This is a genomic window from Kitasatospora sp. NPDC034035, assembly GCF_055575755.1.
In genome coordinates this window covers 102,836-118,944 of sequence record NZ_JBVISA010000017.1, presented here as the reverse complement: position 1 = coordinate 118,944, position 16,109 = coordinate 102,836, and the positions used below count along the sequence as shown (strand labels likewise).

Sequence of the window (16,109 nt, the reverse complement as noted above, 5' to 3'; positions counted from 1 at the left end):
ACGCGCCGCCCGGTGTCAGCCGAGCAACGCCAGGGCGAACAGCGTCCCCGTCGCGGCGGTCTCCGCCATCGCCCCGAGCACGTCCCCGGTGATTCCGCCGAACCGGCGCACACACCGCCCCAGCAGCAGTCGGGCGCAGCCGGCCCCGCACACAAGGGCCAGTGGGAGGCGGAGGGCTGACCATCCGTCGAACAGTCCGAGCGCGGCCAGGACGAGCGCCGCACCGGCCGTCCCGGCGACCGCCCCGGCGGGCGTCACCGTGCTCGCCACCATCGCGCCGAGCCCGCCCGGCCGGGCGGCCGGCACCGACCGCAGACAGCCCCAGGCGAGCGCGCACCGGGCGGCCGTCGCCGAGGCGAGCACCGCGAGCGCGCCGCGCAGCGGCGAGTACCCCAACTGTCCGGCCAGCGCGGCGATCTGGGCCAGCAGCACCAGGACCAGGGTCAGCACACCGAACGGGCCGATGTCGGACTGCTTCATGATCCGCAGCGCGTCCTCGGCCGGTTTCCCGCTGCCCAGCCCGTCGGCGACGTCCGCGAGGCCGTCCAGGTGAAGTCCCCGGGTCAGCCCGGCGAGCACCCCCACCGCCGTCACCGCCCCGAGCAGCCCGCCCGCCCGCCAGGCCACCAGCGCCCCGGCCCCGGCCGCCGCCGCCCCCAGCACCAGGCCCACCACCGGGGCCGCGACCATCGCCCGCGCCCCCGCCGCCCGGTCCCACCGCTCCACCCGCACCCGCAGCACGGACAGCGTCCCGAACCCGAACCGCAGCCCGTCCCCCCAGGTGGCCCGACCACCGTGGTCCGTCATCGCCTCACTCCTCACCGCACCCCACACGTCACCGCACCCCACACAGCAGAATCCCCGCGCCCCACCAGGGACGCGGGGAACCGCGCGAGCAGGAAGGCCACGGGCCGCCACCCGAGCTGCACGCTCAGGTACGGGCGACCCCGCCGCCTACAGCTTCCGCAGCAGATCCGCCGCCGACGGCAGCTTCGGCTGCTCCTTCGGCGCCGCCGGCACGTACGGCTTCGGCGCCTCGTCCGCGAGGGCGTCCCCCGCCGCCTGCAGCAGCGGCAGCGCCAGCAGCGCTCCGACGCCCTCGCCCATGGTGATGCCCTGGTCCTGCAGCGGCGTCAGGGTGAGCCGGTCGTACGCCTTCGCCTGCGCCGGTTCGCCGCTGGACTGCCCGGCCCGCCACCACTCCGGCGCCCGGAAGGCGATCCGCTGCGCGACCAGCGCGCAGGCCGCCGCGACCACGCCGTCCAGCACCACCGGCAGCCGCCGGACGGCCGCCTGCAGCAGGAAGCCGGTGATCGCCGCGAAGTCGGCCCCGCCGGTGGCGCGGAGCAGTGCGAGCTGGTCGCCGAGCACCGGCCGGGCCCGTCGCAGCGAGTCCCGGATGGTGGCGCACTTGACCATCCACACCCGGTCGTCGATCCCCGAGCCGCGCCCGGTGACCGCCGCCGCGTCCGTTCCGCACAGCGCGCCGACCAGGACGCCGGCCACCGTGGTGGAGCCGACCCCGAGGTCGCCGAGCAGGACCAGGTCGGTGCCGGCGTCGGCCTCCTCGTCGGCGACGGCCATGCCGGCCCGGAAGGCCCGGGCGGTCTCCTCCGGGGTGAGGGCGTCCTCGACGTCGATCCGTCCGGAGCCGCGCCGGATCCGGTGGGCGACCACCTCGTCCGGGAAGTCGGCCGGGTCGGTGTCCACCGCGACGTCGACGACCCGCACCTCGGCGCCGTAGCGCGCGGCCAGCTTGGCCACCGGCGCGGTGCCGTCCAGGACGGCCCGCACCCGGGCCGCCGTGCCGCCTTCGGCGGGCATCCGGGAGACGCCGAGCGCCGCCACGCCGTGGTCGGCGGCGAACAGCAGCACCTTGGGCGCCGATACCGGCCGCACAGGGGAGCGCCCCTGTACGGAGGCCAGCCAGCTGCCCAGCTCCTCGAGCCTGCCGAGCCCGCCGCGCGGTCGGTCGGCTGCCTGCCAGCGCTCCTCGGTGGCCCGCCGGGCGCTCTCGTCGGGGCGCTCGACGAGGGAGGAGAACGTATCGAGATCCACGGTCGTGTCCATCGTCCGGAAGGCTACACGCCGAAGATGTTCAGTCCGCGGCTGGCTTGACGTCCGGCTTGATGGTCAGCACTTGCCCGGCCACGACCAGCAGGACCCGCTCCGAGGCGTCCGCCACGGCCATGTTGAGCCGGCCCAGGGTGTCGCGGAAGCGCCGCCCGGCGGCGGTGGCCGGGACGACGCCCATGCCGACCTCGTTGCTCACCGCGACGACCGTCCGCCCGGTGGCCGCCCAGGCCTTCGCCAGCGCCTCGCAGCGCCGCTGCACCGCGCTCTCGCCCCGGTCCGCCCAGGCCTCGTCGTCCCAGGCGTCGCACTCGTCCATCACGGCGGTCAGCCACAGCGCCAGGCAGTCGATCAGCACCGGCGCCGGGTCGGCGGCGTCGGCCAGCACGGCCTCCAGGTCGCAGGTCTCGGCGGTGCGCCAGCTCGCCGGCCGGCGGTCCCGGTGCAGGGCGACCCGCTGGGCCCACTCGGCGTCGCCGTCCCGGGTGCCGCCGGTGGCCACGTACAGGACGTCCGGGCGGTCGGCGAGCAGCTGCTCGGCGCGGGTGGACTTGCCGGAGCGGGCGCCGCCGAGCAGCAGGGTGCGGGGGAGCGGGGGGTGGGTCGCCATGCCGCCCATCCTGCCGGACGAGGCATACGGAAGATCGGGCCGGGCAAGCTAAGGTGCGCAGCGACACAGGCAGTGTCGTCAGTGGGAGGAGCCGGGCATGGCGTGGACGTGGCGGTACGAGAAGGCGGACGGCAGCGCGGTGACGCCCGGCGGCAGCCAGGAGGAGTTCGCCGGCCAGGGGGACGCCGAGACCTGGATCGGGGAGTCCTGGAAGCAGCTCGCGGAGGACGGCGTCGACACCGCGGTGCTCCTGGAGGACGACCGGGTCGTCTACGCGATGAGCCTGCACGAGGAGTGAGCCCCGGTCGGGGAGGGCCCGCGAGGGCCCTACTTCGCCCCGATGACGTGCAGTAGCGCGGCGACCTGCCGGTACGGGTCGGTGCGGCCGGCCCGGTCCTCGGCTTCCAGCAGCTGGGCCAGCTGGCGCCCGTCCACCGGCGGGGCCGCGTCGTCGGGGGCGTTGTCGGTGAAGACCCGCACGCCGTACCAGTGCCGGACCGGCACCGACACCTCGGAGAGGGTGACGGAGAGGTCGGCGAGCCGGTCGGCGCGGGCGGCCAGCCCGAGCCGGTTGTAGTACCGGTCGCTTTCGAAGGCGTGCAGTGCGGCCCGCCAGTCCCCGGCGGCGGCGGGCCGCAGGGCGAGCGCGTCGCGGTTGCGGACCAACAGCGAGAGCAGTCCGCCGGGCGCCAGCAGCCGGGCCAGCGAGGCGATCATCGGGTCCGGGTCGGGCAGGTACATCAGGACGCCGTGGCAGAGCACCACGTCGAAGCTGCGCGGGCCGAACCAGCGCCCGCACTGGTGGCCGTCGCCGCTGAGCAGCTGCAGCCGGCCGCGGACCTCCGGCGGCTCCTCGGCGAGCGCCCCCTGGGCGACGCCGAGCGCGACCGGGTCGGAGTCGATCCCGGTGACGTAATGGCCGACCCGGGCCAGCCGCAGGGCCTGGGTGCCCTGGCCGCACCCGATGTCCAGGACCCGCTGCGCGGTGCGGCCGGTCAGCTGCTCGGCGAGCTGGCGGGAGACGAGTTCCTGGCGGACGAAGTTGCGCAGTCCGCCGAGCCGGTCCAGCCAGGCGGCGGTGCCGCCGGCGAAGGACCCGCTGCGCGAGGGCAGTCGGCGCTCCTGGGCCAGCCGGTCGTGGCCGCCGTGGCCCTGCCCCGGAAGCGCGTACAGGCCGGGCCCCTCCCAGGAAGGCGGGGCCCAGCCGGAGTCGACCGGTTCGGCGGTCAGGGCTTCTCCCCGCGCCGCACCTGCGGCTTGGGCAGTCGCAGGCGGCGCATCTGCAGGGTGCGCATGATGCCGTAGGCGATCGCGCCGCGGGTGTTCTCGTTCGGGAAGCGCGCGGCGAGCTGCTTGCGCAGACCGAGGCCGAGGCGGACGAAGTCCAGGATCACGAAGACGAAGAACAGCAGGAACAGCAGCGTCGAGAGGATCTGGATCTGGCTCACCTTGATGATGCTGAGCACCAGGATGACCACGGCGGCCGGCAGGAAGAACTCGGCGAGCGACCAGCGGGCGTCCACGTAGTCGCGGGCGAACTTGCGCACCGGGCCCTTGTCACGGGCCGGCAGGTGCCGTTCGTCGCCGTTCACCAGGGCCTGGCGCTGCTTCTCGCGCTCGCCCCGCATCCGGTCCCGCGACTGGCGCGCGGCCTCCTTGCGGTCCTTGGGCACCGTCACCCGGGTGCGACGGTGGGCCTCGGCCTCGTTGCGCTTGGGGGTGGGGCGGCCCTTCTTGGCCTCCGGGTGGCGGGCCTGGGTCGTCTCGTCCTGCTTCTCCAGCACGGTGGCGGAGGCGGCGGCATCATCTGAACGGCGTCGGAACACACCACCAGCGTACGGGGTGCGGAGCCGCTTCCACGGGCGCCCTCGGACCCAAACGCATATCGATACCGCGAGACGGCCGCCCGAACCGGGTTTCCCGGGGGACTTCCCGTAGGGGATCAGTCGGATGGAGGATGGGAGGGATGAGGGGCGGATCCACCCGGGGGAGGAGGAAACACCCCTGGTCGCTGTAGCAGTCTTGTTGCAGGCAGGTGCGCTGCGGCGAAGGGCTCGCTGCACATACACTCGTCGTGTCTGGTAACGAGATAGAGACCGCAGGCCGGAGAAGGGGGCACCCGAGGCCCATGAGCGACGGAATCATGAAGCGTATGGGGTTGATCTTCCGCTCCAAGGCGAACAAGGCCTTGGACCGGGCGGAGGATCCCCGTGAGACGCTCGACTACTCCTACCAGAAGCAGCTCGAACTGCTGCAGAAGGTACGGCGTGGTGTCGCGGACGTCGCGACCTCGCGCAAGCGCCTCGAACTTCAGCTGACCCAGCTCCAGCAGCAGTCGGCCAAGTACGAGGACCAGGGTCGCAAGGCACTGTCCCTCGGCCGCGAGGACCTCGCCCGCGAGGCGCTGACCCGCAAGGCCAACATGCAGTCCCAGATCACCGATCTGGAGACGCAGTACCAGCAGCTGCAGGGCGAGGAGGAGAAGCTCACCCTCGCCTCCCAGCGGCTGCAGGCCAAGGTGGACGCCTTCCGCACCAAGAAGGAGACCATCAAGGCGACCTACACCGCCGCCCAGGCGCAGACCCGCATCGCCGAGTCCTTCTCCGGCATCTCGGAGGAGATGGGCGACGTCGGCCTGGCCATCCAGCGAGCCGAGGACAAGACCGCCCAGATGCAGGCCCGGGCCGGTGCCATCGACGAGCTGCTCGCCTCCGGCGCGCTCGACGACGCCAGCGGTCTCGGCCGCAAGGACGACATCGAGGCCGAGCTGGAGCGCGTGGCCGGCGGGTCCGACGTCGAGCTGGAGCTCGCCCGGATGAAGGCCGAGCTGTCCGGCGGTCCCACCTCGGGCCCGGCCGCGATCGAGCAGGGCAAGCCGGAGGCCCAGCCGCAGCAGCAGCAGGACACCCCGCGCATCAACTACAACAAGTGATCTGAGCTCGACCCCACGAACCAGGGAGACGCACGGCATGATCATGAGGGTCATGGGTGAAGGGCAGTTCGAGGTGGGCGAGAGCCACCTGAACATGCTCAACGAGCTCGACGCCGAGCTCGTCACCGCACTGGAGTCGGGGGACGAGGAGCTCTTCCGCCTGGCCTACGGCAAGCTGCTGGACGCGGTGAAGCAGTACGGCACCCCGGTGCCGCTGGATTCGCTGGAACCGTCCGAGCTGATCCTGCCGAGTGCCGACGCGACCATCGACGAGGTCCGTGACCTGCTGATGGCCGACGGCGAGGGCGTGATACCGGGCTTCCCCGAGTAGCTGCGGCTGCTGCCAGACGAAAGGGCGGGCCCCCTCCACGTGGAGGGGGCCCGCCCTCAGTCTGTTACTCGCCCTCAGTCTGTTACTCGCCCTCAGTCTGTTACTCGCCCTCAGTCTGTTACTCGCCCTCAGTCTGTTACTCGCCCGCTCGCTGTTACTCGCCCGCTCGCCTCCGGGGCGCTCGGGGCGAGTGCCTACGGCAGGGCCAGCATCCGGTCCAGTGCCGCCTTGGCGTACTTCTCGGTCTCCGGGTCGACAGTGATCACGTTCGGCACCCGGCCCTCGACCAGCGACTCCAGCGCCCAGACCAGGTGCGGCAGGTCGATCCGGTTCATGGTGGAGCAGAAGCAGACCGCGCGGTCCAGGAAGACGATCTCCTTGTCCGGGTGCGCCTTGGCCAGGCGGCGGACCAGGTTGAGCTCGGTGCCGATGGCCCACTTGGAGCCGGGCTCGGCGGCGTCCAGCGCCTTGATGATGTACTCGGTCGAGCCCACCATGTCGGCGGCCGCGACGACCTCGTGCTTGCACTCGGGGTGCACCAGGACGGTCACGCCGGGGATCCGCGCGCGGACGTCGTTCACCGAGTCCAGGCTGAACCGGCCGTGCACCGAGCAGTGGCCGCGCCAGAGGATCATCTTCGCGTCCCGCAGCTGCTCGGCGGTCAGCCCGCCGTTCGGCCTGTGCGGGTTGTAGACGACGCAGTCGTCCAGCGAGAAGCCCATGTCGCGCACCGCGGTGTTGCGGCCGAGGTGCTGGTCGGGCAGGAAGAGGACCTTCTCGCCCTGCTCGAACGCCCACTCCAGCGCGCGCTTGGCGTTGGAGGAGGTGCAGATGGTGCCGCCGTGCCGGCCGGTGAAGGCCTTGATGTCGGCGGAGGAGTTCATGTACGAGACCGGGACGGTCACGTCGGCTATGCCGGCGTCGGTCAGCGCGTCCCAGCACTCGGCGACCTGCTCGGCGGTGGCCATGTCGGCCATCGAGCAGCCGGCCGCGAGGTCCGGCAGGACGACCTGCTGGGCCTCGGTGGTGAGGATGTCCGCGGACTCGGCCATGAAGTGCACGCCGCAGAAGACGATGAACTCGGCCTCGGGGCGGGCCGCCGCGTCACGGGCGAGCTTGAAGGAGTCGCCGGTGACGTCGGCGAACTCGATCACCTCGTCGCGCTGGTAGTGGTGGCCGAGGATGAAGACGCGGTCGCCGAGTGCGGCCTTCGCCGCCCGGGCGCGCTCGACGAGGTTCGGGTCGGAGGCCGGGGGGAGGTCACCGGGGCAGTCGACGCCGCGCTCGCTGTTCGGGTCGGCCTCGCGGCCGAGCAGCAGCAGAGCGAGCGGCGTCGGAGTGGGGTCGACGCCGGAGGTCTCGGTGATGGTGGTGGTCACGGGCGGGTGCCCTTCTGTGCGGCCGATCGAGCGGTGAAGCCTTTTCGTCTAACTGACGCTATCTATGATAACCGGTTAGCGTCAGAGTGACGATGGCCATCCTGTCGATGTGACGAGAACCGCTCGACGAATCGGACCCCCGGCGGGGTCGGATGCCCGGTTTGGGGGAGTCCGGGCGTGGCCGAATCGATATTTCCAAGCTTCCGGGTATGGCTGAGCCATGAAAGCAATCGTGATCAACCGCTACGGCGGCCCCGAGGTGGTCGAGTACACCGATCTGCCCGATCCCAAGGTCGGCCCGGACTCGGTCCTGGTGGAGGTCCGGGCGGCCGGGGTGAACCCGGTGGACTGGAAGGTCCGGGACGGCGCCCTGGACGGCGTGCTCGACGCGCACTTCCCGATGATCATGGGCTGGGACGCGGCCGGCGTGGTCCGCGCGGTCGGCGGCGGCGTCACCGAGTTCGCCCCGGGCGACGAGGTGTACGGCTACGTCCGCAAGGACGCCGTCGAGCACGGCACCTACGCCGAGCTGGTCTCCGCCCCGGTCCGCACCCTCGCCCGCAAGCCGGCCGCGCTGGACTGGGTGCAGGCCGGCGGCCTGCCGCTGGCCGGGCTCACCGCGCTGCAGGGCCTCAGGGCGCTGCGGCTCGCCGAGGGGGAGACCGTCCTGGTGCACGCCGCGGCGGGCGGGGTCGGCCACCTGGCGGTGCAGCTCGCCCGGGCCTTCGGCGCCCGGGTGATCGGCACCGCGGCCGAGCACAACCACGATTACCTGCGCGGCCTCGGCGCCGAGCCGGTCAGCTACGGCGAGGGCCTGGCCGACCGGGTCCGCGCGCTGGCCCCCGACGGCGTGGACGCGGCCCTCGACCTGGTCGGCCGCGGCGCCGTCCAGGTCTCGGCGGGCCTGGTGGCCGACCCGGGCCGGATCGCCTCGATCACCGACTACGGGGTCAAGGCGCTCGGCGGCCGGTACGTCTGGGTCCGCCCGGACGCCGACGGCCTCGCCGAGCTGGCCGCGCTCGCCGACGACGGCCGGCTGACCGTGACCGTGGCCTCCACCTTTCCGCTGGCCCAGGCCGCCTCCGCCCAGGCGCTCAGCGCCGAGGGCCGTACCCGGGGAAAGATCGTCCTCCTGGTGGCGTGACGGCCTCCAGCCCGTCATCCGTCGGCGGTGACCTCGTTCAGGTCATCCGCCAGAATGGGTGGCGAACCGTTTCGGCAGTGACAGCCGCAGTGGCAGCCGCCGTGGCCGCCGCAGTGACAGTGGCAGCCCGCTGCCGCGACGCGCCGCCGAACCCTCGCACGACCCGTGGAGCCCCGCACCGATGAGCAGCAGCCGAGCGCACGAGGTGGTCGGGACCGACCTGGACGAGACCGACCGGCTCCTGCTCGCCCGGCTCGGCCGCGACGGCCGCGCCTCGTACGCCGAGATCGGCCTGCAGGTGAACCTCTCCGCCACCGCCGTGCGCCGCCGGATCGACCGGCTGCGGGCGCGCGGCGTGGTGCGGGGCTTCACCGTGGTGCTCGACCCCGCCGTCCTCGGCTGGCAGACCGAGGCCTTCGTCGAGGTCTACTGCCGCGAGCGCACCGCCCCCGAGGAGATCCTCGCCAGCCTGCGCCAGTTCCCCGAGGTCATCGCGGCCTGGACGGTCACCGGCGACCCGGACGCCCTGGTCCACCTCAGGGCGGCCGACATGCGCCATCTGGAGGCCGTCATCGAGCGGATCCGGCGCGAGCCCGGAGTCCAGCGCAGCCGCTCCTCGGTGGTCCTCTCCCAGCTGATCGGCTGACGCCCGGGCGGTACGCAGGAATCCTGCGCGGACCCGCCCGAAGACGCTCGAAACCTGCCTGACCAGCCGCGTTCCGACGCGCGGCGAAGCACTCCGGCTGCCTACGCTGATCACGTCCGGTCGTCGCGGTGAAGCCCCCCGCCGACCGGGCCGGATCCACACCCCCCGACACCCCACAGCCGAGAGGGACCCGCCGTGTCCGCAGCCTCCGACCGCATGCACCGGCCCGACAACGAACTGGTCGACCTGGTTTTCGACTACATGCGGGAGCGGCTGCAGTACGACCCCGTCCCGCTCGACCACCCCGGTGACGGCGAGCACCTGCGTACCCAGCTGGCCGGCCTGCTGAACCAGGACGGCAACAACCCGGCCGACGTGCTCAAGCTCTACGACCACGAGCTGTCCCGCGCGGTCATCTCCGCCGACAGCCCGCGCTACCTGTCCTTCATCCCGTGCGCCCCGACCAAGGCCGCGCTGCTGTTCGACATGGTGGTCTCCTGCGCTTCGCTGCAGGGCATCTCCTGGCTGGAGGCGGCCGGCGCGATCGCCGCCGAGAACCAGGTGCTGCGCCTGATCGCCGACCGCGCGGGCATGCCCCAGTCGGCCGGCGGCACCTTCGTCTCCGGCGGCTCGGCGGGCAACCTCTCCGCCCTCGTGGTCGCCCGCGACACCGCCCGCCGCCGCCTCGCCGAGCAGGGTCGTCCCAGCGGTCCGGAGGTGCGGCTGCGGATAGCCGTCGCCGACCAGGTGCACTCCTCGGTCAAGAACACCTTCAACATCATCGGCGTCGAGGCCTTCATGGTCCCGACCGTGAACCGGCAGTTCACCGGCGAGGCCCTGCGCGCCGCGCTGGCCGCCGACCCGAACCCGGAGACGGTGATCGCCGTCGTCGGCACCGGCGGCACCACCAACGAGGGCATCATCGACGACCTCGCGGGCCTGGCCGAGGTCGCCCGCGAGCGCGACCTGTGGTTCCACGTGGACGGCGCCTACGGCGGCGCGGGCCTCTTCGCGCCCTCGGTGCGCGAGCGCTACAACGGCATCGAGCACGCCGACTCCTTCGTGGTCGACCCGCACAAGTGGCTGTTCGCCCCCTTCGACTGCGCCGCGCTGATCTACCGCAACCCGCAGCTCGCCCGCGCCGTGCACACCCAGGACGCCTCGTACCTGGACGTCCTGCACACCGAGGGCGACGAGTGGAACCCCACCGACTACGCCTACCACCTGACCCGGCGCGCCCGCGGCCTGCCGCTCTGGTTCTCGCTGGCCGTGCACGGCGTCCAGGCCTACACCGACGCCATCGAGACCGGCCTCACGCTGGCCCGGGAGACCGCGCAGCTGATCCGCGAGACCGACCACCTGGAGCTGCTGTTCGACCCGCAGCTCTCGGCGGTCTGCTTCAAGCGCACGGGGTGGACCAGTGACGACTACTACCGCTGGTCGCAGCAGCTGCTCGCGGACCAGATCGGCTTCGTCACCCCCACCGGCTGGGACGGCGAGACGGTCGCCCGCTTCGCCTTCCTGCACCCGGGCACCACCATGGAGATGGTCAGGGAGATCCTGGACACCATGGTCTGACCGGGGCCCCGAGGCTCCCGCGCACGGCCCCACCGGGCTCCCGGTGGGGCCTTCGCGCGTTCCCGACCGCCGCTACAGGAACGCCCCGCTCGGCAGGTACGGCATCGGCGGCCGCATCCCGCGCGCCCCGACGAACCCGGCCGCCCGCGGGGTCAGCCCGACCTCCAGCCCGACGTCCAGCGCCCACTCCTGCTCCGCGGTCAGGAACTCCACCCTCGCCTCGACCCCGTCCGGCACCCGGGCCAGCGCCTCGCGCAGCAGCCGGGCGGCGATCCGCTTGCTGGTGGCCGCCAGCAGCCGCACCGCGCCGCCGTCCCGGTAGCAGTAGCCGCTGCCGGCCAGCGCGTCGGCGATCAGCAGCTCCTCGAAGTGCCCCAGCATCAGCTCGTGGTCGGGCCCGTGTGCGGACCCGCGCAGCCGCCGGTCCACCGAGTCCAGCAGGTGCAGGTGGGTGGCGTTGCCGCGGTGCACCGGAATGTCCCCGGGGTCGATCAGCCCGTTCCGGTCCACCCGCCCGGCCAGCCGCATCGCCGGGTGCAGGGTGAACCCGGCCAGCCGGTAGCGGCGCGCCGCGGCGGGGGAGTCCGAGGCGCAGACCATCCCTCGCAGGCAGCCCCGCGCGTGCGTCGCCGCCCGCTCGAGCAGCAGCCGCCCGATGCCCTTGCCCTGCGCGGACGGCCGGACCGCGTACAGGGACGGCGTCCACAGGCCCTCCCGGCGCATCGACAGCACCACCCCGACCGGCTCCCCGCCGATCGACGCCAGCCAGCAGCCCCCGGGGTCGGTGCGCGCCAGGTGCCTGGTCCTGGCCAGCTGCAGGGGCGTCGGCCCCGGCGCCGGTCCGGCCTCGGCGGGGTCGGCGAACGCAGCGGCGGACAGCTCCTGGACGGCCTCCGCGTCCGCGGCGGTGTCCCTGACCGGGCGAAGGATCATGGGCACCATCCTGGCGTCCGACGGGCCGCCGCGGGGCCGGTTCAGCCGGATCCGGGGCTCGGGCGGTGACCGGTCCGGCCAGGGTTGTGCGAGCATGGGGAGCGTAGGGGACACGGGTGGTACACCCGGCCCACGGAAAATCCGCCGCGAAACAGGCCGAAGAAATCCATCGCCGCCCGGGAAATGAATCCGGACGGACGGTGGTTGGCACTGGCGGCAGAACCGTCGTCAAGACCGGGAGAAAGCAGATGACCGTCCAGGACGAGACCACCGTCGAGAGTGGCATCCTCCTTACCGATGCCGCCGCGGCCAAGGTCAAGGCCCTGCTGGAGCAGGAAGGCCGCGAGGACCTCGCGCTGCGCGTCGCCGTCCAGCCCGGTGGCTGCTCCGGCCTGCGTTACCAGCTGTTCTTCGACGAGCGCTCGCTCGACGGCGACGTGCTCAAGGATTTCGACGGTGTCAAGGTCGTCACCGACCGGATGAGCGCCCCGTACCTGGGCGGCGCCACCGTCGACTTCGTCGACACCATCGAGAAGCAGGGCTTCACGATCGACAACCCGAACGCCACGGGCTCCTGCGCCTGCGGCGACTCGTTCAGCTAAGTCGGCTGCGAAAAGGCGGCCCCGGGTGCTCCCGGGGCCGCCTCTTCGTTTTCCTGGCGCCGTAGGGCTCGTACGGCAGGGCTCCTACTGGCCGGCGACGTCCGGGGTCACCGGGTCCGGCCCGGAGTGCGGCTCGGCGTCCAGCGGCAGCTCCTGGCCGCTGGTCTTGTCGACCACCGTCCGCCCGGTCAGCGGCGAGCGCAGATCGGCCGACACCGACTGCCGCTTGGCCAGCGCGTTGCAGACCTGCCCGGGGCCCACCGTGGGCGGCCCCGACACCACGGTGACGTCCACCCGGCCCGGCTGCGACTCGTCCGCCTTCAGCGCGTACTTGGTGCAGACCCCGCCGAAGAAGTAGACGGTCAGCTTGGTGGTGCCGTCCACCCGGTAGGCCACCGGCGGGCGCGCGGGCGCGGCCGAGCCGTTCGGGTTCGGCTCGCCCGGCGCGATCCCGTTGACCGGCGGAGTGCCCGGCGTCGCCTGCCCGGGAGCGGGCGAGCCCAGGGTGGGGGAGAAACCGGTCGGCGGCGTCTGCGGCGGCGTCCCGGCGCCCGCGGGGCTCCCCGTCGGGGCCGCGGACGGGTCGCCGGAGGGCGTCGGGGCCTGCGGGGAGGCACTCGCCGAGGCGGAGCCGGTGGCCGCGCCGCTCGTCGCCGAGTCCGAGGCGGACTTGCCGTCCCCGTTGCACCCGGCCACCGTCACCACCGCCGCCAGCGCCAGACCCGCCAGGGCCATCGCCCGCCGACCGCGCCGGGGCATCGTCTCCAGATCCATCTGCACATCCTCCCGAGAGCTCAGCGGTGCCGCCTCCTCGGCCGCTCCGCGCGGATGTGACGTGCCCCGGACGGATCCGGTTCCGCTCCGATCCGGCCAGATTTCGATCCGGTCCCGCTGTGGTCCGGTCCCGCTGTGGTCCGGCCGGGTCTCGATCCGGCTCCGGCTCAGAAGCCGTACTCGGCCATCCCGGCGACCACCCGCTGCGCCCCGGACGGGACCCGGAAGCCGACGGACGCGGGGGCGGTGGGCTCCGGGCCGGCCGCCAGCAGCGGCCAGAACCGGCGCAGCCGCCGGGAGGAGTCCAGCAGGGCGTCGAGGGTCTCGCCGTCCTCGGCCCGCAGGCCAGGCAACGGGGAGTGTTCGGTCTTCATCGGGCATCGCTCCGATCCAGAGCCGTGGCCGCGCTGCCACGGTCGACGTCGGGGCCCACCCGCGCGGCGGGCCTCCTGGGGCCGACCCTAGGCCGGGCCTCGTCCCGCCCACCAGTGCTACCCGGAGGTAGTACACGTTCGACGGCGACGGGTGCCACCATGGCCGTACGGGCGGCAACTTTCGGCACTCTTGCGGGGGCACCTCCCGGGGCCCGGTACCGTGAGTGGGTTCATCCGCGCCTGCCCGCTGGCCCCACAGCCACCCTGAGGAGACCTTCCGTGCGTATCGCCGTCGCCGGCTCGATCGCCACCGACCATCTGATGACGTTTCCCGGTCGGTTCGCCGACCAGCTCGTCGCCGAGCAGTTGCACACCGTGTCGCTGTCCTTCCTGGTCGACACCCTGGACATCCGCCGGGGCGGGGTCGCCCCGAACATCGCCTTCGGCATGGGTGTGCTGGGGCTGCGCCCGATCCTGGTCGGCGCCGCCGGCGCGGACTTCGCCGAGTACCGCAGCTGGCTGGAGCGCAACAACGTGGACTGCGACTCCGTCCACATCTCCGAGACCCGGCACACGGCCCGCTTCATGTGCACCACGGACCAGGACCACAACCAGATCGCCTCGTTCTACACCGGCGCCATGGCCGAGGCCCGCAGTATCGAGCTGAAGCCGATCGCCGACCGCGTCGGCGGCCTGGACCTCGTCCTGATCGGCGCCGACGACCCGCAGGGCATGGTCCGCCACACCCAGGAGTGCCGCACCCGCGGCTACGCCTTCGCCGCCGACCCCTCCCAGCAGCTGGCCCGCCTGGAGGGCGACGACATCCGCGACATCGTGGACGGCGCCGCGTACCTCTTCACCAACGAGTACGAGGCCGCGCTGATCGAGACCAAGACCGGCTGGAACGCCGAGGAGCTGCTCACCCGCGTCGGCACCCGGATCACCACCCTCGGCAGCAAGGGCGTCCGGATCGAGCGCAAGGGCGAGGCGCCGATCCTGGTCGGCTGCGCCAAGGAGGAGGCCAAGCTCGACCCGACCGGCGTCGGCGACGCCTTCCGGGCCGGCTTCCTCGCCGGTCTGTCCTGGGACCTCGACCTGGAGCGCTCCGCCCAGCTCGGCTGCATGCTCGCCACCCTGGTCATCGAGACCGTCGGCACCCAGGAGTACGAGCTGCGCCCGGCCGGCTTCCTGAAGCGCTTCGAGGACACCTACGGCGCCGAGGCGGCCGCCGAGATCCGCGCGCACCTGGTCAAGTAGTGCGCCGCACGACGAGGTAGGCCGAGCCCCGGTCGCCGCCGTACTCGGCGGCCGGGGCCTCGCCCGCGTACTCCTGCCCGCGCATCTCGCACCAGGCCGGGATGTCCAGCCGGGCCGCCTCGTCGTCCGCCAGCACGGCGACCGTGCCGCCCGGCGGCACCTCGCCGATCCGCTTCGCCAGCTCGATCACCGGCAGCGGGCACCGCTTGCCCAGCGCGTCGATCACCAGCAGCGTGCCCGCCGGGGCGGCCTCGGGCGCCGGCAGGTCCAGCCCGAGCGGTGCCCGGACCCCGGCCACCAGCTCCGGCAGCACCGCGAGGAAGCGCTCCACGTCCGCCTCGGCCGTCCCGTACGGCAGCGAGATCCGGACGTTTCCCTCGGTGAGCACCCCCATGGCCGCCAGCACATGGCTGGGCGTCAGTGTGGAGGAGGTGCAGGAGGAGCCGGAGGAGACCGCGAAGCCCGCCCGGTCCAGCTCGGTCAGCAGCACCTCGCCGTCCACGTACAGGCAGGAGAAGGTGACGATGTGCGGCAGCCGCCGCACCGGGTCGCCGACCACCTCGACCTCGGGCACCAGCCGCGGCACCCGGGCCCGGATCCGCTCCACCAGGGCGTGCAGCCGGGCGTTCTCCTGCTCGGCCTCGGCCCGTACGGCGCGCAGCGAGGCGGCCGCGGCCACGATCGCCGGGACGTTGACGTAGCCGGGCACCCGGCCGCCCTCGCGCTCGTCGGCCGGCAGCGGCGAGGCGTACCGGACGCCCTTGCGCACCGCCAGCACCCCGACCCCGGGCGGGCCGCCCCACTTGTGCGCGCTCGCGGTCAGCAGCGACCAGCCCGCCGGGACGTCCACCCGCCCGGCGCTCTGCGCCGCGTCGACCAGCAGCGGGACGCCGGCCGCGGCGCACGATTCGGCGACCTCGCCGACCGGCTGGACCGTCCCCACCTCGTGGTTGGCGCTCTGCAACGCGGCCAGCGCGGTGTCCGGGCGCAGCAGCGCGCCGAAGGCCGCCGGGTCGACCCGTCCGCCCCGGTCCACCGGGACGACCGTGACCTCGCCCCCGCCCGCCTCGTGGCGCTCGGCGACGTGCAGCACGCTGGAGTGCTCCACCGCGGAGTGCACCAGGTGGCCGCCGCGCCGCCGGTTCCCGGCCAGGGCGCCGAGCAGGCCGAGTTGGACGGCCTGCGTCCCGCTCGCGGTGAAGGCGATCTCGTCGGCCCGCGCGCCCAGCACCGCGGCGACCGTCTCGCGGGCGGCGTCCAGCAGCATCCGGGCCTGCCGGCCGGAGCGGTACAGCCGGGCCGGATCGGCCCAGCCCTCGTCGAGGGCGGCGGTCAGCGCCTGTCGCGCGACGGGGTGCAGAGGGGCCGTCGAGGCCGCGTCGAAGTACACGGTCACATTTAACGACACACCCGGGCCCTTTCCGGTCCGATCGCACGGCTCACCCACCGTCAGTCGATCACCCCGAATGTCCGCTT

Annotated in this window: 18 protein-coding genes; 8 read left to right on the top strand and 10 right to left on the bottom strand. The window is 73.3% G+C overall.

Annotated elements, in window-relative coordinates; all coding sequences use genetic code 11:
• Window positions 1-15: 15 nt before the first annotated feature.
• From ACZ52J_RS24040 to cobU, 3 genes are all read right to left on the bottom strand, one after another.
• Entirely contained in the window at window positions 16-807 is a 792-nt protein-coding gene (locus ACZ52J_RS24040; RefSeq protein ID WP_465621540.1) for an adenosylcobinamide-GDP ribazoletransferase, read from the bottom strand.
• Window positions 808-954: 147 nt separating this feature from the next.
• On the bottom strand, window positions 955-2,070 hold the full coding sequence (locus ACZ52J_RS24035; RefSeq protein WP_360492509.1) for a nicotinate-nucleotide--dimethylbenzimidazole phosphoribosyltransferase: 1,116 nt from the start codon (window positions 2,068-2,070) through the stop codon (window positions 955-957).
• A 28-nt stretch (window positions 2,071-2,098) separates the two neighbouring features.
• Complete coding sequence (gene cobU, locus ACZ52J_RS24030; RefSeq protein ID WP_465621538.1) at window positions 2,099-2,683, bottom strand: bifunctional adenosylcobinamide kinase/adenosylcobinamide-phosphate guanylyltransferase; 585 nt, start codon at window positions 2,681-2,683, stop codon at window positions 2,099-2,101.
• A gap of 97 nt (window positions 2,684-2,780) precedes the next feature.
• On the opposite strand from cobU, the gene ACZ52J_RS24025 reads away from it, so the two are divergent.
• Window positions 2,781-2,981 carry a hypothetical protein gene (locus tag ACZ52J_RS24025; protein WP_360262116.1) on the top strand — a complete coding sequence of 67 codons (201 nt, stop codon included), beginning with the start codon at window positions 2,781-2,783 and terminating at the stop codon, window positions 2,979-2,981.
• Between the two features lie 29 nt (window positions 2,982-3,010).
• Here ACZ52J_RS24025 and ACZ52J_RS24020 read toward each other — a convergent pair whose 3' ends face one another.
• A complete protein-coding gene (locus tag ACZ52J_RS24020) occupies window positions 3,011-3,751 on the bottom strand; it encodes a methyltransferase domain-containing protein (protein WP_465621659.1) in 741 nt (246 codons plus the stop codon).
• Window positions 3,752-3,909: 158 nt separating this feature from the next.
• Entirely contained in the window at window positions 3,910-4,509 is a 600-nt protein-coding gene (locus ACZ52J_RS24015; protein ID WP_360492506.1) for a DUF3043 domain-containing protein, read from the bottom strand.
• Between the two features lie 302 nt (window positions 4,510-4,811).
• On the opposite strand from ACZ52J_RS24015, the gene ACZ52J_RS24010 reads away from it, so the two are divergent.
• Both ACZ52J_RS24010 and pspAA read left to right on the top strand, forming a co-directional pair.
• A complete protein-coding gene (locus ACZ52J_RS24010; protein ID WP_360492503.1) occupies window positions 4,812-5,615 on the top strand; it encodes a PspA/IM30 family protein in 804 nt (267 codons plus the stop codon).
• Between the two features lie 37 nt (window positions 5,616-5,652).
• Complete coding sequence (gene pspAA, locus ACZ52J_RS24005) at window positions 5,653-5,946, top strand: PspA-associated protein PspAA (protein ID WP_360492500.1); 294 nt, start codon at window positions 5,653-5,655, stop codon at window positions 5,944-5,946.
• Between the two features lie 194 nt (window positions 5,947-6,140).
• Here pspAA and nadA read toward each other — a convergent pair whose 3' ends face one another.
• Window positions 6,141-7,325 (bottom strand): quinolinate synthase NadA, encoded by a 1,185-nt coding sequence (gene nadA, locus ACZ52J_RS24000; protein WP_360492497.1) that lies wholly within the window; start codon window positions 7,323-7,325, stop codon window positions 6,141-6,143.
• A gap of 220 nt (window positions 7,326-7,545) precedes the next feature.
• Here nadA and ACZ52J_RS23995 point away from each other — a divergent pair, with 220 nt between their 5' ends.
• The 3 genes from ACZ52J_RS23995 to ACZ52J_RS23985 all read left to right on the top strand — a co-directional run bounded on the left by ACZ52J_RS23995 (window position 7,546) and on the right by ACZ52J_RS23985 (window position 10,693).
• Entirely contained in the window at window positions 7,546-8,469 is a 924-nt protein-coding gene (locus tag ACZ52J_RS23995) for an NADP-dependent oxidoreductase (protein ID WP_465621534.1), read from the top strand.
• Window positions 8,470-8,650: 181 nt separating this feature from the next.
• Window positions 8,651-9,115: an Lrp/AsnC family transcriptional regulator gene (locus ACZ52J_RS23990; protein ID WP_360492491.1), complete on the top strand. Its 465-nt coding sequence runs from the start codon at window positions 8,651-8,653 to the stop codon at window positions 9,113-9,115.
• Window positions 9,116-9,310: 195 nt separating this feature from the next.
• The gene (locus ACZ52J_RS23985; protein WP_465621532.1) at window positions 9,311-10,693 is read left to right on the top strand and encodes a pyridoxal phosphate-dependent decarboxylase family protein; all 1,383 of its coding nucleotides are present in this window, start codon (window positions 9,311-9,313) and stop codon (window positions 10,691-10,693) included.
• Between the two features lie 72 nt (window positions 10,694-10,765).
• On the opposite strand, the gene ACZ52J_RS23980 is transcribed toward ACZ52J_RS23985, so the two are convergent.
• Window positions 10,766-11,626 (bottom strand): GNAT family N-acetyltransferase, encoded by an 861-nt coding sequence (locus ACZ52J_RS23980; RefSeq protein ID WP_465621530.1) that lies wholly within the window; start codon window positions 11,624-11,626, stop codon window positions 10,766-10,768.
• A gap of 248 nt (window positions 11,627-11,874) precedes the next feature.
• Here ACZ52J_RS23980 and erpA point away from each other — a divergent pair, with 248 nt between their 5' ends.
• Window positions 11,875-12,228: an iron-sulfur cluster insertion protein ErpA gene (gene erpA, locus ACZ52J_RS23975; RefSeq protein WP_189915188.1), complete on the top strand. Its 354-nt coding sequence runs from the start codon at window positions 11,875-11,877 to the stop codon at window positions 12,226-12,228.
• 84 nt (window positions 12,229-12,312) lie between these two features.
• Here the strand turns inward: erpA and ACZ52J_RS23970 are convergent, their stop codons facing one another.
• On the bottom strand, window positions 12,313-13,002 hold the full coding sequence (locus ACZ52J_RS23970; protein ID WP_360492482.1) for a hypothetical protein: 690 nt from the start codon (window positions 13,000-13,002) through the stop codon (window positions 12,313-12,315).
• A 167-nt stretch (window positions 13,003-13,169) separates the two neighbouring features.
• Window positions 13,170-13,376 (bottom strand): hypothetical protein, encoded by a 207-nt coding sequence (locus ACZ52J_RS23965; RefSeq protein WP_360492479.1) that lies wholly within the window; start codon window positions 13,374-13,376, stop codon window positions 13,170-13,172.
• A 279-nt stretch (window positions 13,377-13,655) separates the two neighbouring features.
• Between ACZ52J_RS23965 and ACZ52J_RS23960 the strand changes: the two genes are divergently transcribed.
• Window positions 13,656-14,633 carry a carbohydrate kinase family protein gene (locus ACZ52J_RS23960; protein ID WP_360492477.1) on the top strand — a complete coding sequence of 326 codons (978 nt, stop codon included), beginning with the start codon at window positions 13,656-13,658 and terminating at the stop codon, window positions 14,631-14,633.
• On the opposite strand, the gene ACZ52J_RS23955 is transcribed toward ACZ52J_RS23960, so the two are convergent.
• Window positions 14,626-16,023, bottom strand: coding sequence for an aminotransferase class V-fold PLP-dependent enzyme (locus ACZ52J_RS23955; protein ID WP_465621527.1), 1,398 nt, complete (start codon window positions 16,021-16,023; stop codon window positions 14,626-14,628). The genes ACZ52J_RS23960 and ACZ52J_RS23955 overlap by 8 nt on opposite strands.
• Window positions 16,024-16,109 lie beyond the last annotated feature (86 nt).